The organism is Burkholderia sp. LA-2-3-30-S1-D2 (assembly GCF_001523915.2).
Lineage (GTDB): Bacteria > Pseudomonadota > Gammaproteobacteria > Burkholderiales > Burkholderiaceae > Burkholderia > Burkholderia diffusa.
Genome location: NZ_CP013383.1, coordinates 1763420 through 1786683, shown reverse-complemented (window position 1 = coordinate 1786683; position 23264 = coordinate 1763420). Strand labels below are relative to the sequence as shown.

Here is a 23264-nt window from a genome sequence, read left to right as displayed (position 1 = left end):
AGGGTTTCATCGGGATCAGATCCGCGCGAGTGCCACCAGCTCGCCCGCGATGCGCTCGAGCGGCAGGATCGCGCGCGCGGCGCCGAGCGTCGCGGCCGCCTTCGGCATGCCGTAGACGGCGCTGGTCGCCTCGTCCTGCGCGATCGTGTGACAGCCCTTCATTCGCAGTGCCTTCAGGCCGATCGCGCCGTCGCGTCCCATGCCGGTGAGCAGCACGCCGATCACGCGGCCCGGCCAGCGCTCGGTCAGGCTGTTGAAGAACACGTCGACCGACGGCCGGTACGGCGTGGCGGCCGGTTCGCGCGTGTATTCGAGCGTGCCGGTGCGCGTGATGCGCAGGTGATCGTCGGTCGCCGCGAGCAGCGCGACGCCCGGCTGAGGGCGGTCGCCTTCGTGCGCGACGCGCACGGTCAGCGGCGTCTGGCCGTCGAGCCATTGCGCCATTCCTTCGGCGAACGCGCGGTCGACGTGCTGGACGATCACGATCGGCGCGCTGAAGTCGGCCGGCAGGCTGCCGAGGATCGACGCGAGCGCGCCGGGGCCGCCGGCGGACGCGCCGATCGCGATCAGGGGGCCGCCGCTCGCGCGCGAGGCCGTGCCGACCGCGCGGACACCGCCGGGCGCCTCGAGCAGCCGGCCGATCTGGTCGATCTTCGCGAGCAGCGGCTGCGCGGTGTCGCCGCCCGTGGCTTCGCCGAGGCGCGGCGTGTCGACCGCATCGAGCGCGCCGGCGCCCATCGCTTCGAACACGCGCCACGCGTTCGCGCCGATGCAGCTCGTCACGATCAGGATCGCGCACGGGCGGCTGGAACGCATGATCCGCCGCGTCGCCTCGACGCCGTCGAACTTCGGCATGATCAGGTCCATCAGCACGACGTCCGGCGGTTGCGCAGCGCACAGTTCGACGGCCTGCGCGCCGTCGGTCGCGACCCACAGCACGCGATGCTCGGGCCGGCGCGCGAGCGCACGGCGCATCGCCTCGACGGCAAGCGGGAGGTCGTTGACGATGCCGATGTTCACAAGCGGGATACTCCGGTCGGTTCGTAGTGTTGGATGTGGGCCGGGTTCATGAAAGGCAGCGCCGGTCGGCGCCGCCGAACGGCATCGGCGGGCGGACGGCACGGAATTCTTTTGGACTGGCGACGCCCCGAATGCTGTCATGCGGCGCGAGCGGCGGCAATCGAAAAAATTGCGCATTGCGTCGGTTCCGACCCTTTCCTCTATGGCCAGGTGGCATTTCGTGCCGCCCGGGAGGCCGGACGGCGATGTGCCGGATGATGCGGCAGCGCGGCAATTCGTCGCCGACGCGTTCGTGACGGCGGGAAGGGCGGCGCCCGGCACGGGCGCACGCGCAGGCACCGGCGAGCCGGCCGCGAGCAGGCCGGCGCACCGCGCCCGGTGCGCGTTCAGTCGTTCAATGGCTGCGGGCGTACCCCTGGATCAGCGCGCGCATCATCCCTTCGACCGTTGCGTCGAGCAGGTCGGCTTCCTGCTCCGATTCCTCGACGAGCGCGGCATAGGCGGTCGCGAGCGTCACGCGATCGACTTCATGGCGTTGTTCCATCAGCGTCACCATCCCGTCCTTCGCCAGATGAGCGGAGAACGCGCGGCTGCCGATGGTCTGGAATACGTCAATCATGGCGGCTCTCCCGAACGTTGCGATGCCTTCCAGTGTAGTCGGCGCACCGACGCTCCGCCATGCGCGGCGGGGCGCGGGCCGGCCCCGGCACGCCGGCCGGAATCGTGCGTGCCGCGCGCGCGTTGCCGCCACCCGCCGCCCGCCGCCCGCCGCCCGCCGCGAATCGTCCCGCCGAAACACCCCGGACACACGGGCGACGCAACGTGGCGTTGATTTCAACGTTTACCCGAAGCCTCAAATTGTCGACTTTTTATCGATAAAGTCTCGTGTTAGATTTTTCCGCCTGAAGCCGGTCGAAACCGGGCGGGCGGCGCGCCTTCACGGCGCCGCGCATCCATCACAAGGAGGGGCAATGCTGGTGCTGATTGGGGTGCCGATCGTCGTGATCGGTTTCGCGCTGCGCTTCAACGCGCTGCTGGTGGTCACGATCGCGGGGCTTGCGACAGGGCTGGCGGGCGGGCTGAATCTCGTCGACATCGTCAGCGCGTTCGGCAAGGCGTTCACCGAAAACCGCTACATGGGGCTGATCTGGCTCACGCTGCCGGTGATCGCGCTGCTCGAGCGCAACGGGCTCAAGGAGCAGGCGAAGCGGATGATCTCGCGCGTGCAGGCGGCCACCACGGGCCGCGTGCTGATGCTGTACTTCGTGCTGCGCCAGGTGACGGCCGCACTCGGCCTCACGTCGCTCGGCGGCCATGCGCAGATGGTGCGGCCGCTGATCGCGCCGATGGCCGAGGCCGCCGCCGTCAACCGGCGCGGCGAGCTGCCGGAGTCGGTGCGCCAGCAGATCCGCGCACACGCGTCGGCCGCCGACAACGTCGCCGTGTTCTTCGGCGAGGACATCTTCATCGCGATCCAGTCGATCCTGCTGATCAAGGGCTTTCTCGAGCAGAACGGGATCTCCATCGAGCCGCTGCACCTGTCGGTGTGGGCGATTCCGACCGCGATCGCCGCGCTGCTGATCCACTGCGCGCGCCTCGCGCTGCTCGACCGCCGGCTGGCGCGCGGCTGCGGCCTGCTGGCGCAGGAGGGCGCGCGATGATCGGCCTCGAATCGCTGTACACGCTCGCGGGGCTGATGTTCGCCGCATTTGCATTCTTCAACCTGACCGATCGCACGAACCCGCGCCGCGTCGTCAATTTCGCGTTCTGGGCGATCTACGCGCTCACGTTCCTGTTCGGTGCGCTGCTGCCGCATTTCGTGACGGGCTGCCTCGCGATCGCGCTCGCGGTCATTGCCGGCTCGGGCAAGCTCGGGCGCGGCAAGTCCGACGAAGCCGGGGAGGCCGCGGCCCTGCGACGCGAGACGCTCGCACAGCGTTTCGGCAACAAGCTGTTCCTGCCGGCGCTGCTGATTCCGGTCGTCACGCTGATCGGCACCTTCGCGCTGAAGCACGTGCCGTTCGTCGACCCGAAGAGCGTGACGCTGATCTCGCTCGTGCTCGGCACGCTCGTCGCGTTCGCCGTCGCGCTCGCGATGCTGCGCGATTCGCCGGTGCATGCGGTGAAGGAGGCTCGCCACACGATGGACGCGGTCGGCTGGGCCGCGATCCTGCCGCAGATGCTCGCGGCGCTCGGCGCGCTGTTCGCGGTCGCGGGCGTCGGCGGCGTGGTGTCGGGGCTCGTGAAGGAGTGGGTGCCGATCGATTCGCCGTTCGCGGTGGTCGCGGCCTACACGGTCGGCATGGCGCTGTTCACGATGATCATGGGCAACGGCTTCGCTGCGTTCCCGGTGATGACGGCCGGCATCGGCCTGCCGCTGATCGTCCACCAGTTTCACGGCAACCCGGCGATCGTCGGCGCGATCGGGATGCTGAGCGGCTTCTGCGGTACGCTGATGACGCCGATGGCCGCGAACTTCAACATCGTGCCGGCGGCGCTGCTCGAGCTGAAGGACAAGAACGGCGTGATCAAGGCGCAATGGCCGACGGCCGTGCTGCTGCTGGCCGTGAACACGCTGCTGATGTACGCGTTCGCTTTCCGCTTCTGAGTCCGCTTGTGACTCCGCTTCTGACCCGATGGACGAGATGCTCATGACCGACCGACTCACACCCGAACTCGCCTCGACATTCGCGTCGCTCGCACTCGCGCACCTGACCCGCGAATACCCGAACAAGCTCACGCATTCGCTCGAAGGGCCGCACGACGTGCAGGCGCCGCGCGCGCTGCACCCGATCTTCTACGGCAGCTACGACTGGCACTCGTGCGTGCACGGCTACTGGCTCGTGCTGCGCATGCTCGAACGCTATCGGGCCTTGCCCGAGGCCGAGCGAATCATCGCGATCGTCGATGCGCACTTCACCGATGCGAACGTCGCCGGCGAGCGCGCATATCTCGCGCTGCCGCACAACGCCGGCTTCGAGCGGCCGTACGGCTGGGCGTGGCTGCTCGCGCTCGCCGCGCAGCTCGAGCGGCTCGCGCTGAAGGGCGCGCTGCCGCAGGCCGCGCGCTGGGCAAAGACGATGGCGCCGCTCACCGACCTGTTCGTGGCGCGCTTCGAAACCTTCCTGCCGAAAGCGACCTATCCGCTGCGCGTCGGCACGCACTTCAACACCGCGTTCGCGCTGGCGCTCGCACTCGACTTCGCGCGCGACACGCAGCGCGACGGGCTTGCGGCGCTGATCGTCGATACCGCGAAGCGCTGGCACCTGAACGACGTCGCCTGCCAGGCGTGGGAGCCGTCGGGCGACGAATTCCTGTCGCCGGCGCTGATGGAGGCCGAGCTGATGCGGCGCGTGTTGCCGGCCGCCGAATTCGACGGCTGGTTCGCGCGTTTCCTGCCCGATCTTGCGCGCGGCGAGCCGGCGACGCTGTTCGAGCCGGCAACGGTCAGCGATCGCAGCGACGGCAAGATCGCGCACCTCGACGGGCTGAACCTGAGCCGCGCGTGGTGCCAGCGTTCGCTCGCCGGCGCGCTGCCGGAAGGCGATGCGCGACGCGCGAAGCTGCTCGGTGCGGCCGACCGGCATCTCGCGAGCGCGCTCGCGCACGTGGCCGGCGACTACATGGGCGAGCACTGGCTCGCGACGTTCGCGGTGCTCGCGCTGGAGGCGTAGCGCGCGAAACCCCGCCGGCGGCAAGGTCTTCGGCGCGCGGCTATACTCGCCGCTCGGGCCGTATCGCGCGGCATGCGTTGCGCGATGCGGCCATCCGTTTCGCTGCCGCCTCGCCATGGACAAGCTCATTTCCTATATCGCCGCGATCCACGGGCTCGCGGGCCCGGTATCGATCGTGTCGCATGCAACGTCGCACGAGCGCTGGACCGACGACGATGTCGAGGTCACGCGCGACGAAACCGAATACCGCTTCGACAACGGCGCGATCGTGCGCCGCTCCGTCGAGCAGGACCGCGCGCCGTCCGATCTGCTGTGCGCCGAATGCTGGATCGATTACGACGTGCTCCGCCATCCCGATGCGCAACCGATCGGCCCGACGCGGATGACGTTCGACAACGCATGCCGTGAAACCTTCTGGCTGCGTTATCACCTTGCGTGACCGCGTGACCGCGTGACCGCGCACAGCCTCGTCAACCCGGCGGCGCGCCATCGCTCGCATGCAACAGCGGCGCGAGCCGCGTAGCCGCCTCCCGCATCTTCGGCACGTTCTCCAGTAAATCGTTGAGTGTCGCGCGCGCGGTCGGCGCATGCACGGCGAGCGCCGCGAGCACGCGACCGCTTGCGGCATCCTTCACAGGCACCGCAACTGCCACCATTCCGCGCACGAATTCCTCGTTGTCGATCCCGACGCCGCGCGCCGCGAGCCGGTCAAGCTCGGCCGCGAGCAACTGCGCGTCGGTCAGCGTCCGGTAGGTCATCTTCTTCAGCGTGAGCCGCGCGAGCATCGCGTTGCGCTCCAGCGCATTCATCTGCGACAGGAACAGCTTGCCGCTCGCCGTGCAATGCAGCGGCACGCGCATGCCGGGCCGCATCTCCAGCCGCAGCGGCTCGGTCGTCTCGACGCGTTCCACATACAGCACCGTGTCGCCATCGAGCGCGGTGAGGTTGCAGGTTTCGCCGAGCACGTCGACGAGTGCACGCAGCACCGAGCGGCAGCCGCGCGTGAAGGTGTTGTTCGACAGCGCCGCGAGCGCGAACTGCGCGGCACGCGGGCCGAGCGCGATGCCGCGGTCGTGGCCGCGCGAGTCGGGCATGTGGATCACGTAGCCGCGCGTTTCGAGCGACTCGATCAGCCGCAGCAGCGTCGCTTTTGGAATGCGCAGCCGCGCGGCGAGCTGCGACAGCGTGTACGGCTGCCCGGCCGACGCGAGCGCTTCGAGCACGGCGAGGGCGCGCAGGACGCGCGCGTCGTCGGCGAGCGCGCCGTCGGGCGGCGCGGGGGCGGTTTCGCGCATGTGTCTCCTCCGTCGGGATCGGCGTGCGTCCCGGGATGGTATGCGATGGAAATGAAACGAATTGAACGGTTTTTGTACCACATTCGCGCCGTGGACAATAAATCGGCTTGTATGCGTTCCGTGTGCTCAATAAATTTGGACAAAACATACCGGATTTTTCCAATACCCCGGGACGGAGACACGTATGACACGCAGCTTCGACTATGTGGTGGTTGGCGCGGGATCGGCCGGTTGCGTCCTCGCCAACCGGCTGTCCGACGGCGGCCGCCATACGGTGTGCCTGCTGGAAGCAGGCCCCGCCGACCACTACATGTGGATCCACGTGCCGATCGGCTACGGCAAGACGATGTTCCACCCCGTGTACAACTGGGGCTTCCACACCGATCCCGATCCGAACATGCACAACCGCCGCCTGTACTGGCCGCGCGGCCGCACGCTCGGCGGCTGCAGCTCGATCAACGGGCTGATCTACGTGCGCGGGCAGCAGCAGGACTACGACCACTGGGCCGCGCTCGGCAATCGCGGCTGGAGCTGGCGCGAGTGTTTGCCGTATTTCCGCAAGCTCGAACACAACACGCTCGGAGAGGGGCCGACACGCGGCACCGGCGGCCCGCTTTGGGCGTCCGTGATCCGGCAGCGGCACGAACTCGTCGATGCGTTCGTTGCCGCATCGAACCGGCTCGACGTGCGCACGGTCGACGATTTCAACACGGGCGACCAGGAAGGCGTCGGCTATTACCAGCTCACCACGCGCAACGGACTGCGCTGCTCGACGGCGGTGGCCTACCTGAAGCCCGCGCGCGGGCGGCCGAACCTGCATGTCGAAACCGATGCGCAGGCGCTGAAGGTGCTGTTTGACGGCGCGCAGGCGTCCGGCGTGCGCTATGTCCAGCATGGCAAGGTTCGCGAGGTGCGTGCGTTGCGCGAGGTGATCCTCGCGGCCGGCGCGCTGCAATCGCCGCAACTGCTGCAGGTGTCGGGCGTCGGGCCGGCCGCGCTGCTGAACCGGCACGGGATTCCGGTCGTCGCCGATCGCGCGGGCGTTGGCGAGAACCTGCAGGATCATCTGCAGATTCGTCTGATCTACGAAGTAACGAAGCCGATCACGACCAACGACGAACTGCATTCGTGGGTCGGCCGCGCAAAGATGGGGCTGCAATGGGCGCTGTTCCGCGGCGGCCCGCTCGCGATCGGCATCAATCAGGGCGGCATGTTCTGCCGTGCGCTGCCGGACGAATCGGCGACGCCCGACGTCCAGTTCCATTTCTCGACGCTGTCGGCCGATTCGGCGGGCGGCAGCGTGCATGCGTTTCCCGGCTGCACGTATTCGATCTGCCAGCTGCGGCCCGAATCGCGCGGCACCGTGCGAATCCGCACCGACGATGCGCGCGACGCGCCGTCGATCCAGCCGAACTATCTCGACACCGAGCGCGACCGCCGCACGACGGTGGCCGGCGTGCGCTTCGCGCGGCGCGTCGCGGCGGCCGAGCCGATGGCGCCGCTGATGAAGCGCGAGGTGCGGCCGGGCGCGGACGCGCAGACGGACGACGAACTGCTCGAGTTCTGCCGCGAATACGGGCAGACGATCTTCCATCCATCCGGCACCGCGAAAATGGGCGTCGCGAGCGATCCGCTCGCGGTCGTCGACGAGCGGCTGCGCGTGTACGGCACGCGCGGGTTGCGCGTGGTCGACTGCTCGATCATGCCGACCCTCGTATCGGGCAATACCAACGTGCCGATCGTGATGGTCGCCGAGAAGGCGTCCGACATGATCCTCGAGGATGCACGCGCGGCCGATCGCGGCCGCAGCGCTGCACCGGCCGCCGAGGCGCTCGCGTAAGGCATCGCCGCCCATCCACCCGCGCGGCCCGTGCTCCTGCGCCCGGACGGCCGCCGCGCGTTTATCGATGCCCCCGCCGGCACGGCGCCGGGGCAGGTTGCGGCGCATCCTTACCTGGAGAAGCTCGCATGGCAATCGATTCCCGGGTCGTCCGACGCGTGGCCGCGGCCAGCGTGATCGGCGCGACCGTCGAGTGGTACGACTTTTTCCTGTACGGCGTGGTCGCCGGCATCGTGTTCGACAAGCAGTACTTTCCGGCCGGCGACGCGTTCGTGTCGACGATGCTCGCGTATGCGACGTTCGCGGTCGGCTTCGTCACGCGGCCGCTCGGCGGCCTGCTGTTCGGCCATCTCGGCGACCGCGTCGGGCGCAAGTCCGCGCTGATCCTGACGATGCTGATCATGGGTGTGTCGACGGCCGGCGTCGCGTTCCTGCCGACCTACGCGCAGATCGACATGTGGGCACCGGTGCTGCTGCTGACGCTGCGCGTGCTGCAGGGCATCGGCCTGGGCGGCGAGTGGGGCGGCGCGGTGCTGATGGCCTACGAGTACGCGCCGCCGCACCGGCGCGGGCTGTATGCGAGCCTGCCGCAGATCGGGCTCGCGATCGGGCTGTGTCTCGCGGCCGGTGTGGTCGCGGCGCTGTCGCGTGCGTTGCCGGACGCCGCGTTCCTCGCGTGGGGCTGGCGCGTCGCGTTCGCGGCATCGCTGCTGCTCGTCGCGGTCGGCTTCTACATCCGCACGCGCGTGGCCGATACGCCCGAATTCGTCGCGCTCAAGCGCCAGCGGCGCGATACGAAGCTGCCGGTCGTCGAACTGCTTGGAAATTATCGGCAGGCGATCCTGCTCGGGATGGGCGCGCGGTATGTCGACGGCGTGTTCTTCAACGTGTTCGCGGTGTTTTCGATCGGCTACATGACGCGCAACCTGTCGATCTCGCGCGGCGACGCGCTGCTCGGCGTGATGTGCGCGGCGGTCGTGATGTGCGTGTTCATCCCGGTGTTCGGCAGCCTGTCGGACCGGCTCGGTCGCGCACGCGTGTACCGGTGGGGCGCGACCCTGTGCGGGCTGTCGGTGCTGCCCGCATTCTGGCTGCTGCAGACGCAATCGACGAACCTGCCCGCCGTGTGGCTCGCGCTGGTGATCCCGTTCGGGATCTTCTACGCGATGGCCTACGGGCCGGAGGCCGCGCTGTTCGCGGAGCTGTTCGACGCGAACGTGCGTTATACGGGCATCTCGTTCGTCTACCAGGTGTCGGGCATCTTCGCGAGCGGCCTGACGCCGATCGTCGCGACCGCGTTGCTGCGCGTGAACGGCGGGGCGCCGTGGCTCGTCGGGGTTTACGTGATGTTGTCTGCACTCCTGTCGATCGTGTCCGCGCGGGCGATCGAGAAGCGCGGCGGCGTGGCCGGCGTCGCGGCGCGCGCGATGTGACGGCGGGCTGGGTGGACGGGATGGGGGGCGGCGCGGGGTCGTACCGGCGGCGCGGTCGTCGGTCGGTGCCGCGACCGTGCCGCTGACCGTTGCCGTCGGCCGGTCAGCCGGTTGTCCGATGCGGCACGCCGTTCGGCGTCCCGGTTGCCTCGCGGTGCCGCGCCCGCGCCGCGATCGCAGCCGATCGTCGCCCGCCGCCGGTCGCCTGCTGTTGTCCGCCACTCGGCCGCCCGCGCGCTGGTCCAAGCGAATCCGGTCCACTGGCCCTACCTGTGAAAAATCGGCCTGCCTACACTTTCCTCGACAGATCGCCGCATTGAAGCATCTGCACACGATCGACCCGAAGAGAACGATCAGGAGACAGGCATGACCAACACGCAGTCGGCAGCATTCGCCCGTGCGGCGAGCGCGCGCCCCGCATCAGTCAGTCGAATCGCCTCGTGCGCCCGTTGCGGCGCGGCGGGCACGCCAGCGTCGGAGGTCTGACCATGTCGACCTCATCCATCGAACGCACCGCGAGCGCCTTCGACGGCGGCCGGCCGAACGATACGCGTTACGACCCGACCTACGATCCGCTCGTGTCGCCGGGGCCCGGGTGCGGCAAGCAGTACGCGCCGACCTACTGGGTCGCGACCGCCGGCACCCCGCCGCCCGACGACGGCCCCGTCACGCGCGATCTCGATGTCGACGTCGCGATCATCGGCGCCGGCTATACGGGCCTCGCGACCGCGCTGTGCCTCGCCCGGGACCACGGCATCAAGGCCGTCGTGCTCGAAGCCAACCGCACGAGCTGGGGCTGCAGCAGCCGCAACGGCGGGCAGGGGCAGAACGCGTCGGGCCGGCTGTCGCGCTCGCAGTGGATCGAGCGCTGGGGCAAGGACGTCGCGCTGAAGATGCACGACGAGATCCTCGAAGGCTTCGAGCACTTCAAGTCGCTCGTGTCGGAAATCGACTGCGACCCGCAGCCGGGCGGCCATTTCCTGATCGCGCACCGTCCGCGCATCATGGCGAAGCTCGCGGCCGAGGCGAAGGTGTGGAAGGACGTGTTCGGCTATCCGTCGGAGCTGCTGAGCGCGGAAACCTTCCGCCGCGAATTCATCAACGACCACGAGGCGGCCGGCGCGCTGCACGAGCCGGAAGGCATCGGCATCCATGCGCTGAAGCTCGCGTTCGGCTACCTGCGCCTCGCGCGCGAAGCCGGCGCGAAGGTGCATACGAGCAGCCCCGTGCTCGGCTTCGAGACGATCGACGGCGTGCATCACCTGCGCACGCCCGGCGGCGTCGTGCGGGCCCGCGCGGTCGGCATCGCGACCGGCGCATACACCGCGCAGACGCTGCATCCGTCGCTGCGCAGCAAGGTGATGCCGATCCTGTCGAACTCGATGGTCACGCGCCCGCTCACCGACGCGGAGATCGACGCGTGCAATTTCCGCACGACGCAGGTGCTGACCGATACGCGCACGCTGCGCTTTTACTACCGGTTCCTGCCCGATCGCCGTCTGCAGATCGGCAGTCGCAGCGCGATCACCGGCGACGATGCGCCGAACCCGCGTCATCTGGAATTGCTGAAGGATGGGATGGCGCGCAAGTTTCCCGCGCTGCGCGGCGTGGAGATCGATTATTCATGGTGGGGGTGGGTCGACGTCAGCCACGACATGATGCCGCGCGTGTGCCAGCCCGACCCGCGGCAGTCGGTGTACTACGCGCTCGGCTACGGCGGCAACGGCGTGTCGTACTCGCAGCAGGCCGGCCGCAGGCTGGCCGAGCAGATCGCGGGGAAGGGCGTACGCCAGACCCTGCCGATCTTCACGTCGCCGCTGCCTGGCCACCCGTTCGCGCCGTTCCGGCGCATCGGGCAGCGGATGCTCTACCTGTCGTACTTCAGGAATGACGAAAAGCCCTGAACGCAGTGCTCATCGCCGGGCGTGACGTAACCCGCGCCGGGCTGTCCAACACAATAAAAGCAACTGAAATCCGTGCGGCCGGGGCTGCAGGCGCCCCTGCACGCGCCGTCGCCGGCGGCGCCCGCGCTCACCCGACGGTGGCAAGCGGGCGGCGTCCGGACAACTGGATATGGAGAAGACATGCAACCCTCGAACCAGAGTGACCTGAAGTGTGGGCTCAAGCAGCGCCACATGACGATGATCGCGCTTGGCGGCGTGATCGGTGCCGGGCTGTTCGTCGGCAGCGGTGTGGTGATTCAGCAGACCGGGCCGGCCGCGATCCTGTCGTTCCTGATCACGGGCGGGCTCGTCGTGCTTGTGATGCGGATGCTCGGCGAGATGGCCTGCGCGATGCCGGCCGTCGGTTCGTTCTACGAATACGCACGGCTCGCGTTCGGCAACTGGCGTGGGCCCGGCAAGATGGCGGGCTTCCTGACCGGCTGGATGTACTGGTATTTCTGGGTGATCGTCGTCGCGCTCGAAGCGGTGGCCGGCGCCAAGCTGATCCAGTTCTGGCTGCCGGATACACCGGCGTGGATCATCAGCCTGGCGCTGCTGGTCGTGCTGACGCTCACGAACCTGATCTCGGTCGGCAGCTACGGCGAATTCGAATTCTGGTTCTCGTCGATCAAGGTCGGCGCGATCATCGTGTTCCTGTTCCTCGGCGGCCTCTACGTGCTCGGCCTGTGGCCCGCGTCGATGCACACGACGGCCGTGCTGCCGACGCTGCTCGGCCACGGCGGCTTCATGCCGCTCGGCATCGGGCCGGTGATGAGCGGGGCGGTCGCGGCCACCGGGTTCTACTTCGGCGCTGAAATCGTCACGATCGCGGCGGCCGAGGCCAAGGAGCCGGCGAAAGCGGTTGCGAAGGCCACCAATTCGGTGATCACGCGCGTGCTGGTGTTCTACGTCGGCTCGGTCGCGCTCGTCGTCGCGCTGGTACCGTGGAATTCGCATCAGATGGCCACGCCGTACGTGAGCGCACTCGAAGTGATGGGCCTGCCGGCCGCGGCCAACGTGATGAACGCGATCGTGCTGACGGCGGTGCTGTCCGCGCTCAACTCGGGCCTCTATGCGGCGTCGCGGATGCTGTTCGCGCTGACCCGCCACGGCGACGCGCCGGCCGCGCTCGCGAAGGTCAACAAGCGCGGCGTGCCGGTGCGCGCGATCCTGCTCGGCACGGTGTTCGGCTACGTGTCGGTGGTGATGTCGTACGTGTCGCCCGATACCGTGTTCGCGTTCCTCGTCAATTCGTACGGCACCGTCGCGCTGTTCGTGTACGTGCTGATCGCGTTCTCGCAGCTGCGCCTGCGCAAGCGTCTCGATCCGGTGGCTGCCAGCAAGCTGCGCGTCAAGATGTGGGCGTATCCGTATTTGACCTGGGTCGCGATCATTGGCATGGTCGGCATCCTCGTCGCGATGGCGTTCATCCCGGACCAGCGCAAGCCGCTGTGGCTCGGCGTCGCCAGCCTCGGTGTGCTGGTCGTCGCCTACGGGCTGACGCGCCGCAGCCGCCGCGAGCATCTCGACGACAGCGAACTGCTCGCCTATCCGCCGCGGTAATGCGCGGCCACGCATGACGCCGAAGGCCCGGCATGCAAGCCGGGCCTTCGCGCATGCGGCTGCCGGCCCGATCCGATGGATTGCTGGCGCAACTATCGGGCCGGCCGATAGCACCGATCAGAGGATGCGACTTTATGTCGGCCGCGTGCCGGCATAGCATGAACGAACCGATTCACGGGTGCGCCCCGGCAGGGCGCGCCCTCATCCGCGAACGAGGACAGACGATGGAACATCGGGCACGCGAGCGCGACGAGCAGGCCGAGATCAAGACGACGACGTGCTACATGTGCGCATGCCGCTGCGGCATCCGCGTGCACCTGCGCGACGGCGAGGTGCGCTATATCGACGGCAATCCCGCGCATCCGCTGAACCAGGGCGTCATCTGCGCAAAAGGTTCGTCGGGCATCATGAAGCAGTATTCGCCCGCGCGGCTCACGCAGCCGCTGATGCGCAAGCCGGGCGCCGAGCGCGGCGACGCGCAGTTCGAGCCGGTGTCGTGGGACGTCGCATTCGACGTGCTCGAAAAGCGCCTCGGGCACCTGCGCGCTACCGACCCGAAGCGATTCGCGCTGTTTACCGGCCGCGACCAGATGCAGGCGCTCACCGGCCTGTTCGCGAAACAGTTTGGCACGCCGAACTATGCGGCGCATGGCGGGTTCTGCTCGGCGAACATGGCGGCCGGGATGATCTACACGATCGGCGGCTCGTTCTGGGAATTCGGCGGCCCCGATCTCGACCACGCGAAGCTGTTCTTCATGATCGGCACCGCGGAAGACCACCATTCGAATCCGCTGAAGATCGCGCTCGGCAAGTTCAAGCGCGCGGGCGGCCGCTTCATCGCGATCAATCCGGTGCGCACCGGCTACGCGGCGATCGCCGACGAATGGATTCCGATTCGTCCCGGCACCGATGGTGCGCTGTTCATGGCGTTGATGCACGAGCTGATCGCGCGCAACGCGTTCGACCTCGAATTCGTGTCGCGCTTCACGAATGCGGCCGAGCTGGTCGACCAGCGCGACGGCGCCGACACGTTCGGGCTGTTCGTGCGCGACGCCGGCGCGCCGGAGGTCAACGCGCTGTATCCGCAGAACCGGATGTGGTGGGACACGAAGACGAACCGCGCGGTGCTGCATCACACGGAAGGCGCGGAGCCGGCGCTCGACGGCCGCTATACGCTCGACGACGGCACGCCCGTCGCGCCGTCGTTCACGCTGCTGCGCGAACAGGTGGCCGAGTGCACGCCCGAATGGGCGGCCGACATCACCGGCATCGCGGCCGACACGATCCGCCGCCTCGCGCGCGAGATGGAGACGGTCGCGCGCGACCACGCGATCGAGCTGCCGGTGCGCTGGACCGATTCGTGGGGCAAGGAGCACGCGTCGGTGAAGGGCGTGCCGATCGCGTTCCATGCGATGCGCGGGCTCGCCGCGCATTCGAACGGCTTCCAGACGATCCGCGCGCTCGCCGTGCTGATGTCGCTGCTCGGCACGATCGACCGGCCGGGCGGCTTCCGGCACAAGGCGCCGTATCCGCGCGCGGTGCCGCCTTCGGCGAAACCGCCGAACGACCCGGCGCAGATCAGGCCGAACACGCCGCTTGCCACAGGCCCGCTCGGCTGGCCCGCTGGCCCCGAGGACCTGTTCGTCCATCCGGACGGCACGCCCGCGCGGCTCGACAAGGCGTTCTCGTGGGAATACCCGCTCGCGGTGCACGGGCTCATGCATTCGGTCATTACCAATGCATGGCGCGGCGATCCCTATCCGATCGACACGCTGCTGATCTTCATGGCCAACATGGCGTGGAATTCGTCGATGAACACGACGGAAGTGCGCAAGATGCTGGTCGACAAGCGCGACGACGGCGAATACCGGATTCCGTTCCTCGTCGTGTGCGATGCGTTCGCGTCTGAAATGACGGCGTTCGCCGACCTGATCCTGCCCGACACGACTTACCTCGAGCGGCATGACGTGATGTCGGTGCTCGATCGGCCGATCTCCGAATTCGACGGGCCGGTCGACTCGGTACGCGTGCCGGTCGTGCCGCCGACCGGCGAATGCAAGCCGTTCCAGGAAGTGCTGATCGAGCTCGCGAGCCGGCTGAAGTTTCCGGCCTTCACGACGGCGGACGGGCAGCGCAAATACCGCGACTATCCGGATTTCGTCGTCAACTTCCAGACCGCGCCCGATTCGGGCACCGGCTTCCTGATCGGCTGGCGCGGCAAGGACGGCGACAAGGCCGTCGTCGGCGAGCCGAACCCCGACCAGTGGAAGCGTTACGCGGAGAACAACTGCGTGTACCACCACCGGTTGCCGGAGCCGCTGCAGTACATGCGCAACTGCAATGGCCCGTACATGCAGTGGGCGGTCGACAACGGGATGCGCAAGTTCGGCGTGCCGATCGTGATCCAGCTCTACTCGGACGTGATGCAGAAATTCCGGCTCGCCGCGCAGGGCCGCACGTCGGGCCGCCAGCCGCCCGATCATCTGCGCGAGCGCATCGCACGCTATTTCGATCCGCTGCCGTTCTGGCATCGCTCGCTCGAAAGCGGGCTGACCGATGCGAGCCGCTATCCGCTCGCGGCGCTCACGCAGCGGCCGATGGCGATGTACCACTCGTGGGATTCGCAGAACGCGTGGCTGCGGCAGATCCACGGCGAGAACCATCTGTTCGTGAACCCCGTGACGGCCGCCGCGCAGCAGATCGACGACGGCGCGTGGATCTACGTCGAATCGCCGTGGGGCAAGGTGCGTTGTCGCGCGCGCTACAGCGAGGCCGTCGAGCCCGGCACCGTCTGGACCTGGAACGCGATCGGCAAGGCAGCCGGCGCGTGGAACCTCGGGCCGCAAGCGGGTGAGTCGCAGCGCGGCTTCCTGTTGAACCACGTGATTACCGACGAGTTGCCGGACGCGGCGCGCGACGGCGCACGCCTGTCGAACTCCGATCCGGTCACGGGGCAGGCCGGCTGGTACGACGTGCAGGTGCGGATCTATCCGGCCGAAGCCGATGCGGCCACGACCTTGCCGCAGTTCGCGCCGATGCCGGCGCTGCCGGGCACGCCGCGCGTGCTGCAGCGCGTGCAGGCATATTTCGCGGGAACCGGCGCATTCGCCGCGCGGCTGCGGCGCGCGACGTCGGCCGGCCCTCAGTCTGACGACCGCTGATCGAAGGAGCGCAACCATGACCCAGATGGCCCTCGTCATCGACCTGAACGTATGCGTCGGCTGCCATGCCTGCGTAACGAGCTGCAAGGAATGGAACACGTCGGGCGAAGCCGGCAGTCTCGCCGATCTGCGCCCGTACGACGACGATCCGTCCGGCACGTTCTTCAACCGCGTGCAGACCTACGAAGCGGGTGTGTTCCCGATGACCGACACGATCCACTTCCCGAAATCGTGCCTGCACTGCGAGGATCCGCCGTGCGTGCCGGTATGCCCGACCGGCGCGAGCTACAAGCGCAAGTCGGACGGGATCGTGCTGGTCGACTACGACAAGTGCATCGGCTGCAAGTACTGCGCGTGGGCGTGTCCGTATGGCGCGCGCGAGCTCGACGAAGGCCGCAAGGAGATGACGAAGTGCACGCTGTGCGCGGACCGCATCGACAACGAAACGCTGCCCGAACGCGACCGGAAACCGGCCTGCGTGCTCGCATGCCCGACGTCGGCGCGGCTGTTCGGCGATGTGCACGATCCCGAATCCGACGTGTCGCGTGCGATCCGCGAACGCGGCGGCTACGCGCTGATGCCCGAATGGGGCACGCGACCGTCGAACCATTATCTGCCGCGCGTGAAGACCGAAGCGTCGTGCGGTTGCGGGAGTAGTGGCGGGTGCGGCAGCGCGTCGAACGGCCGTGACGAGGACGCGTCGTTCGAAGCCCGCGCGGCGCGCGGCGACATCGATCTCGTGTCGCTCGCGACGCAGCGCTGAGCGCAAGGCCCTTCATTCATACGAAAAAACGGAGTTCCCATGCGCCCAGCCTTTTCGGTCGTTTTTCTCACCACACTGTGCGGTGCCGCACAGGGCCTGCTGCTGACGCTCGTGACCGTCGAGGCACTTGCGCGCGCGGCGGGCGTCGATATCGCTGCGTCGTTCTACGTGACGGGTGCCGCGCTGTCGGTCGTGCTCGGCGTGCTCGGCCTGTTCGCGTCGTTCTTCCATCTCGGCCACCCCGAGCGCGCATGGCGCGCGATCGCGATGTGGCGCACGTCGTGGCTGTCACGCGAATGTATCGCGCTGCCGGTGTTTCTCGCGTGCGCGTTCGCGTATGGCGCGGCACACCTGTTCGGCTGGCCCGGCACGTTGCTGATCGGCGCGGCGGGCGCGCTCGCAAGTGTCGTTCTGTTCGTGTGTACCGCGATGATCTACGCGTGCCTGCGGTTCCTGCAGGAATGGGCGAGCCCGCTGACGCTCGTGAACTTCGTGCTGCTCGGCTGCGCGTCGGGCTGCACGCTGGCGACGGCTTGCGCCGCGTGGCTCGCGCCGGCGCTGGTCGGCCGGCTCGCCGTGGCCGCGTGCGCGCTGACGCTCGCCGGTGGCGTGGCACGGCTCGCGTCGCTTGCGCGCAATGCCCGGTTGCGGCCGAAGTCGACCGTGCAGAGCGCGACCGGGATCCGCCATGCGAAGGTCGAACAGAAGTCGCGCGGCTTCACGGCCAGCGCGTTCAATACGCGGGAGTTCTTTCACGGGCAGGGCAACGGCACGCTGCGCGCGGTGAAGGCCGGCTTCCTGATCGGCGCGTTCGCGGTGCCGTTCGCGCTGACCGGCGCGGGCGCGCTCGCACCGACGTCGGTCGCGGCGGCCGTCGCGCTCGGCGCCGCGTTCGTGATCCAGTATGTGGGGCTCGTTGCGGAACGCTGGTTCTTCTTCGCGGACGCGCGGCATCCGCAGAACATCTACTACCAGCGCGCGTCATGACGTTGCGTGCGCGCCGCCACGCCGTGCGGGAACTAGAACGTTTGAGCGAGCGCGCCGGCCGCTTCCTGCAGGCGCGGCACGTGGTCGAGCAGACGCGACAGCGGCGCGCGCGACACGGGCGCATGCACGGCGACCGCGGCGATGCACGTGCCGTCGTCGCCGACGATCGGCGCCGCGATGCACACGATGCCCGCGACGAATTCCTCGTTGTCGATCGCGACGCCCTTGTGTGCGGTGCGGTCGAGTTCGGCTTCGAGCAGTTCGGGATCCGAGATCGTATTCGGGGTGTAGCGCGGCAGCGCCAGCGCGCGCACCAGCGCGGCGCGTTCGTCGCGCGGCAGCAGCGCGAGCAGCAGCTTGCCGCTGGCGCTGCAGTGTGCGGGCACGCGCGAGCCGGGTTTCAGGTCGAGCCGCAGTGGCCAGTCGGCCTCGACGCGGTCGAGATAGACGACTTCCGTGTCGTGCAGCATGGTCAGATTGCAGGTTTCGCCGAGATCGGCGACGAGCCGTTCGAGGATCGCGTGGCGCAGCCGGCGCGCGCCCGCATGCAGCATCACGCCGGTGCCGAGCCTCGCGAGGCGCGGGCCGATCGCGTACGCGTTCTTGCGGCCCGGCTCGCGGATCACGAGGCCGCCGGCTTCGAGCGACGCAAGCATCCGGTGCAGCGATGCCTTCGGGATATCGACGTCGCGCGCGAGATCGGCGAGCGACACGGCATCGCCGGCCTGGACGAGATGTTCGAGCAGCGCGAAGGCGCGCAGCGTGGGCGTATCCGCGGGCAGCATGGCAGGCGTTCCGGAAACTGGACTGCGGCCATTGTACCGAACGGCCCGGCAGGCCGGCCGGGCGGGGCAGTGGGCTCATTGACTCGGTCCGAACTTTCGGCAACGGAACGAATCGTTCCGTAAACACGGCTGGCGCGGGTGTGAGGATCGATGCCTGCGCGATCAGCAACGACAGGAGCGCAACGCATGGATGGGGTGGCGAACAAGCCGGACTGCATGGTGTCGGTCCGTGAACGCTTCGGGTTCGATTCGGACCTGATGGTGCCGGCGTTCAGCGCGCGCGACGATCACGTGCCCGATATCGACGACGCCTACCGTTTCAACCCGGACGTCACGCTCGCGATCCTCGCGGGATTTGCGTGCAATCGCCGCGTGCTCGTGCAGGGGATGCACGGCACCGGCAAGTCGACGCATATCGAGCAGGTCGCGGCACGGCTGAACTGGCCGTGCGTGCGCGTGAACCTCGACGGCCACATCAGCCGGCTCGACCTCGTCGGCAAGGATGCGATCGTCGTGCGCGACGACGTGCAGGTGACCGAATTCCAGGAAGGGATCGTGCCGTGGGCGCTGCAGCGTCCGGTCGCGCTGATCTTCGACGAATACGATGCGGGGCGGCCCGACGTGATGTTCGTGATCCAGCGGATTCTCGAGCGCGACGGCAAGTTCACGCTGCTCGACCAGAACCGCGTGATCCATCCGCATCCGTCGTTCCGGCTGTTCGCGACCGCGAACACGGTGGGGCTCGGCAACCTGAACGGTCTCTATCACGGCACGCAAATGCTCAACCATGCGCAGATGGATCGCTGGAACGTGGTCGCGACGCTCGACTACCTGCCGCGCGACGAAGAAATCGGCATCGTGTGCGCGCGCGTGCCGGAACTCGCGGACGAAGCCGGCCGCCCGCTGCTCGAATCGATGGTGAGCCTCGCGGAGCTGACGCGCAACGGCTTCGCGACCGGCGACCTGTCGACGCTGATGTCGCCGCGCACGGTGATCAACTGGGCCGAGAACTGCCAGATCTTCCGCGATCCGGCGCTCGCGTTCCGGCTCACGTTCCTGAACAAGTGCGACGACGCCGAGCGGCCGGTCGTCGCCGAGTATTACCAGCGCTGTTTCGGCGAGGAGCTGGCGGTCGCGTCGCGTGCCGGCAGTGGCGAGCCGGGAGCGGGGCGGTGAGCGCCGATCGCGACGCCGCGCGCCGTGCATCGGCGCGCGAAGCGCTGGGCGCGTCGACCGTGCGTGCACTGACACGCGACGCGGCGCTGCATTACCGTGCGGGCCGCGTGTGCCGCGACCTGCGGCCACTGCCGATCCATGCGCCGCACCTGCGCGCGCAGGCGGCCGACGACGATCTCGCGTCGTGGCGCGGCGCGGCCGACGGCGCCGCGCTGCGCATCCTGCATTCCGATGCGGACCTGCATCGCGCGTTGTCCGGCGACGATCCGGTCGAACGCGTGCTGTTCGAAATGCTCGAGCAACTGCGCTGCGAATCGCTGGCGCCACCCGCCATGCGCGGCGTCGTGCAGAACCTGCGCCATCGTTTCGACACCTGGTCGCGCGCGTTCCATCGGTCGGGACAGGCCGATACGCATGTCGGAATCCTTGTTTACACGGTCGCGCAGATCGCATGGTCGCGGCTGACGGGGTGGCCCGTGCTCGAGGAGACGGAAGACCTGATCGAAGCGTCGCGCGCGGCGATCGTGCCCGAGATCGGCGTGCAGCTCGCGGGGCTCAAGCGGTGCCGGCACGATCAGCGCGCATTCGCGGAACATGCGTTGACGCTCGCGAAGCGCATTGCATCGATGATTCGCGATGCGCGCGCGGCCGTCGTGGAAACGGAGACGCAAGACGCGCGCGAGCAGGACGATGCGCTGACGAATTTCTCGCTGTGGGTCGATTTCGACGACACGGGCATCGACCTGCCGGCGCTTGTGGAGACGGGTGACAGCGCCGTGCTGCAGGGCGGCGATGCCGTCTACCGTGCGTATACGACGCGTTACGACCGCGAGTTCCGGCCGGCCGCGCAGATCCGCGCGGCACTGCTGCGCGAGTACCGCGACCGGCTCGACGGCCAGGTCACCGCGCAGCGGATCAACGTCACGCGGCTCGCCCGTATGCTGCGTGCGGCGCTCGTCGTGCCGCAGGCCGACGGCTGGTCGTTCGGCGAGGAACATGGCCGCCTCGACGGCCGCCGGCTCGCGCAGCTCGTCAGTTCGCCGGCCGAGCGGCGGCTGTTCCGGCTCGAACGCGTGCGGCCGCATGCCGATTGCGCGCTCGCGTTCCTGGTCGACTGTTCGGGATCGATGAAGACGTGGATCGACGGCGTCGCGCTGATGGTAGACACGCTGGCCCGCGCGGGCGATGCCGCCGGTCTCGCGACCGAAGTGCTCGGCTTTACGACGCTCGCATGGAACGGCGGCCGCGCGCGGCAGGACTGGCTCTCGCGCGGCAAGCCGCGCCATCCGGGCAGGCTCAACGAAACCGGCCACCTGGTGTTCAAGGATGCGGACACGCGCTGGCGGCATGCGCGCACGGGTATCGCCGCGCTGTTCAAGGCCGATCTGTTCCGTGAGGGTGTCGACGGCGAAGCGGTCGAATGGGCGTGCGCGCGGCTTGCGGCGCGGCCGGAGGCGCGCAGGATCCTCGTCGTGATTTCGGACGGCAGCCCGATGGACGGTGCCACGGCGCTCGCGAACGATCCGTTCTACCTCGACAACCATCTGAAGCAGGTGGTCTCGCGCCAGGAGGCGGCCGGACGCGTCGAAGTGCTCGGGCTCGGCGTCGGGCTCGATCTCGGCCCGTATTACCGGCACCGGCTCGCGATCGACCTTGCATCAGCGCCGGACATGAAGCGGCTCGTCGAAATCGCGCGCTGGATCGGCGCGCGGCGATGAAGCAGGCGACGGCCTGCAAGGCGGATGCGGCAACACGCACGCGTCTCGACCGAATGCCGTATGCAGGCCGGTTCGCTGCGGCACGCGCCGCGCGGCATCACGCGCCGCGCAGCAGCGGCGGCAGCGACGTCGCGATCAACCCGATGCCGATCGCCATCAGCACGCCGAACGCAAGCCGACGCAGCGCGACCGGCGACAGCGGCGGCGGGTAGTGGCGCGCGGCGACCGTCGTCAGCATCACGACCGGCGTCGCGATCGCCGCCAGCAGCCAGATGTCGCGATCGAGCTGGCCTTCGCACGCGCTGTACAGCACGCGGGTGGCCGAGGTCGTCGTAAACAGCACGATCAGCGCGCAGCGGATCTGCACGAGCGTCAGCGGTTGCCGGTAGAACTGGAAGATCAGCGGCGGCCCCGACACGCCGAACATCCCGCTCAGCAAGCCGCCGAACAGGCCGCTGACGAAGAAGCTGCGGTTGTCCGAGCGCTCGGTGAGCGGCGCCGGACGCAGCGCCGCACTCAGGCCGCCGTACAGCACGACTGCGCCGAGAATGAGCTGCAGCAGGTCGGCCGCCGAGCGGCTCAGGCATTCGAGCAGCAGCACGCCCGCGACGACCGACGGCAGGATGCCGAGCGTCGCCGCGCCCACCGCGCGCCAGTCGATGTGATGCAGCCGGCCGGGCAGCGCGGTCGCGCCGTTCGCGAGCGACACGACGCTCATCAGCGTGGCGACGGTGGCGAGCGGCGCGAGACCGAAGCCGCTCGTCGCGCCCATCACGATCATCCCGAGCCCGAAGCCGGTGACGGTCTGGAAATAGCTGCCGGCGCCGATCACCGCGATCAGGATCGCCAGTTTGTCGGCTGTCATGCGTGTGCGGCCTCGCCCGTCGCGGCGCGCTGCGCGGCCGCCTGCGCCTGCACGGTGGTTGCGGCGATCACGTGATACACGTCGTCGGCGCTGCAGCCGCGCGACAGGTCGTTCGCGGGCCGGCGCAAGCCTTGCAGCAGCGGGCCGACGGCCTTTGCGCGACCGATCCGCTCGGCGAGCTTGTAGCCGATGTTGCCGGCTTCGAGGCTCGGGAACACGAGCACGTTCGCGTGGCCGCCCACCTGCGAATGCGCGATCTTGCGCTCGGCGATTTCCGCGACGATCGCCGCGTCGAGCTGCACGTCGCCGTCGATCGCAAGCGCCGGGCGCAGTTCGCGTACCTGCGCGGTCGCGGCCGTCACCTTGTCGACCGCCGCGTGATGCGCGCTGCCACTCGTCGAGAACGACAGCATCGCGACACGCGGTTCCTCGCCGAGCAGCGCGTGCGCGCTGTCGGCGGCGGCCATCGCGATCTCGGCGAGCTGATCGGCATCCGGATCGACGACCAGCGCACAGTCGGAGAAGATCAGTCCGCCCTTGATCGTGTGAAACGGTTCGCACAGCATCATCAGGAAGAAACTCGATACGATCCGGAACGCGGGATCGACACCGATCAGCTGGATCGCCGCGCGCACGACGTCGGCCGTTGCATGCACGGCGCCCGCGACCGAGCCGTCCGCATCGCCGAGCCGTACCATCAGGTTCGCATGGCAGAGCGGATCGAGCACCGCGTCGCGCGCGGCATCGGCCGTCATGCCCTTGCGCTTGCGCAGCGCATGCAGCGCGTCCGCATAGGCATCGCGTTGGGCGGCGCTGGCCGGATCGACGAGTGTCATGCCGTCGAGATCGATCGCGTCGCGCGCGGCCGCCGCGTGGATCGCCGCACGGTTGCCGACGAGCACGATGCGGGCGATGCCGTCGCGCGTTGCGCGCGCGGCGGCCTGCAGCACGCGCGGATCGTCGGCTTCGCACAGCGCGATGCGCATCGGCTGGCGGCGCGCGGATTCGAGAATGCGGTCGAGGGCTTTCATCGTTCGCTCG

19 protein-coding genes are annotated in these 23264 nt (G+C 68.7%); 13 read left to right on the top strand and 6 right to left on the bottom strand.

Features of this window, described 5'->3' with window-relative positions; all coding sequences use genetic code 11:
• Positions 1-15: 15 nt before the first annotated feature.
• Both WS66_RS08155 and WS66_RS08150 read right to left on the bottom strand, forming a co-directional pair.
• A complete protein-coding gene (locus WS66_RS08155) occupies positions 16-1020 on the bottom strand; it encodes a chemotaxis response regulator protein-glutamate methylesterase (RefSeq protein WP_059598792.1) in 1005 nt (334 codons plus the stop codon).
• 394 nt (positions 1021-1414) lie between these two features.
• Positions 1415-1639: a hypothetical protein gene (locus WS66_RS08150; RefSeq protein WP_039357299.1), complete on the bottom strand. Its 225-nt coding sequence runs from the start codon at positions 1637-1639 to the stop codon at positions 1415-1417.
• 352 nt (positions 1640-1991) lie between these two features.
• On the opposite strand from WS66_RS08150, the gene WS66_RS08145 reads away from it, so the two are divergent.
• The 4 genes from WS66_RS08145 to WS66_RS08130 all read left to right on the top strand — a co-directional run bounded on the left by WS66_RS08145 (position 1992) and on the right by WS66_RS08130 (position 5133).
• Positions 1992-2681 carry a DUF969 domain-containing protein gene (locus WS66_RS08145; protein ID WP_059598793.1) on the top strand — a complete coding sequence of 230 codons (690 nt, stop codon included), beginning with the start codon at positions 1992-1994 and terminating at the stop codon, positions 2679-2681.
• Positions 2678-3628 (top strand): DUF979 domain-containing protein, encoded by a 951-nt coding sequence (locus WS66_RS08140; RefSeq protein WP_059598794.1) that lies wholly within the window; start codon positions 2678-2680, stop codon positions 3626-3628. The genes WS66_RS08145 and WS66_RS08140 overlap by 4 nt, the downstream gene beginning before the upstream one ends.
• A 43-nt stretch (positions 3629-3671) precedes the next feature.
• On the top strand, positions 3672-4694 hold the full coding sequence (locus WS66_RS08135) for a DUF2891 domain-containing protein (RefSeq protein ID WP_059598823.1): 1023 nt from the start codon (positions 3672-3674) through the stop codon (positions 4692-4694).
• A 115-nt stretch (positions 4695-4809) separates the two neighbouring features.
• Positions 4810-5133, top strand: a complete 324-nt coding sequence (locus tag WS66_RS08130; protein WP_059598795.1) for a hypothetical protein — start codon at positions 4810-4812, stop codon at positions 5131-5133.
• 31 nt (positions 5134-5164) lie between these two features.
• On the opposite strand, the gene WS66_RS08125 is transcribed toward WS66_RS08130, so the two are convergent.
• Positions 5165-5989 (bottom strand): IclR family transcriptional regulator, encoded by an 825-nt coding sequence (locus WS66_RS08125; RefSeq protein ID WP_059598796.1) that lies wholly within the window; start codon positions 5987-5989, stop codon positions 5165-5167.
• Positions 5990-6173: 184 nt separating this feature from the next.
• Between WS66_RS08125 and WS66_RS08120 the strand changes: the two genes are divergently transcribed.
• The 7 genes from WS66_RS08120 (at position 6174) to WS66_RS08085 (ending at position 17679) form a co-directional block, all read left to right on the top strand.
• Positions 6174-7829, top strand: coding sequence for a GMC family oxidoreductase (locus tag WS66_RS08120; RefSeq protein WP_059598797.1), 1656 nt, complete (start codon positions 6174-6176; stop codon positions 7827-7829).
• Between the two features lie 128 nt (positions 7830-7957).
• The gene (locus tag WS66_RS08115; RefSeq protein ID WP_059598798.1) at positions 7958-9262 is read left to right on the top strand and encodes an MFS transporter; all 1305 of its coding nucleotides are present in this window, start codon (positions 7958-7960) and stop codon (positions 9260-9262) included.
• A gap of 488 nt (positions 9263-9750) precedes the next feature.
• Complete coding sequence (locus WS66_RS08110) at positions 9751-11166, top strand: NAD(P)/FAD-dependent oxidoreductase (protein WP_059598824.1); 1416 nt, start codon at positions 9751-9753, stop codon at positions 11164-11166.
• A gap of 180 nt (positions 11167-11346) precedes the next feature.
• Positions 11347-12768 (top strand): amino acid permease, encoded by a 1422-nt coding sequence (locus WS66_RS08100; protein ID WP_059598799.1) that lies wholly within the window; start codon positions 11347-11349, stop codon positions 12766-12768.
• A gap of 224 nt (positions 12769-12992) precedes the next feature.
• Positions 12993-15929 (top strand): molybdopterin oxidoreductase family protein, encoded by a 2937-nt coding sequence (locus WS66_RS08095; protein ID WP_059598800.1) that lies wholly within the window; start codon positions 12993-12995, stop codon positions 15927-15929.
• Between the two features lie 16 nt (positions 15930-15945).
• Positions 15946-16692, top strand: a complete 747-nt coding sequence (locus WS66_RS08090) for a 4Fe-4S dicluster domain-containing protein (protein ID WP_059598801.1) — start codon at positions 15946-15948, stop codon at positions 16690-16692.
• 39 nt (positions 16693-16731) lie between these two features.
• Positions 16732-17679 (top strand): dimethyl sulfoxide reductase anchor subunit family protein, encoded by a 948-nt coding sequence (locus tag WS66_RS08085; protein ID WP_059598802.1) that lies wholly within the window; start codon positions 16732-16734, stop codon positions 17677-17679.
• 32 nt (positions 17680-17711) lie between these two features.
• On the opposite strand, the gene WS66_RS08080 is transcribed toward WS66_RS08085, so the two are convergent.
• Positions 17712-18464: an IclR family transcriptional regulator gene (locus tag WS66_RS08080; RefSeq protein WP_059598803.1), complete on the bottom strand. Its 753-nt coding sequence runs from the start codon at positions 18462-18464 to the stop codon at positions 17712-17714.
• A 186-nt stretch (positions 18465-18650) separates the two neighbouring features.
• Here WS66_RS08080 and WS66_RS08075 point away from each other — a divergent pair, with 186 nt between their 5' ends.
• Positions 18651-19640: an AAA family ATPase gene (locus tag WS66_RS08075; RefSeq protein ID WP_059598804.1), complete on the top strand. Its 990-nt coding sequence runs from the start codon at positions 18651-18653 to the stop codon at positions 19638-19640.
• On the top strand, positions 19637-21358 hold the full coding sequence (locus WS66_RS08070) for a cobaltochelatase CobT-related protein (RefSeq protein WP_059598805.1): 1722 nt from the start codon (positions 19637-19639) through the stop codon (positions 21356-21358). Before WS66_RS08075 ends, WS66_RS08070 begins: the two co-directional genes overlap by 4 nt.
• A 97-nt stretch (positions 21359-21455) precedes the next feature.
• Here WS66_RS08070 and WS66_RS08065 read toward each other — a convergent pair whose 3' ends face one another.
• Both WS66_RS08065 and pta read right to left on the bottom strand, forming a co-directional pair.
• A complete protein-coding gene (locus WS66_RS08065; RefSeq protein ID WP_059598806.1) occupies positions 21456-22223 on the bottom strand; it encodes a sulfite exporter TauE/SafE family protein in 768 nt (255 codons plus the stop codon).
• Entirely contained in the window at positions 22220-23254 is a 1035-nt protein-coding gene (gene pta / locus WS66_RS08060) for a phosphate acetyltransferase (protein WP_059598807.1), read from the bottom strand. The genes WS66_RS08065 and pta overlap by 4 nt, the downstream gene beginning before the upstream one ends.
• Positions 23255-23264: the final 10 nt, after the last annotated feature.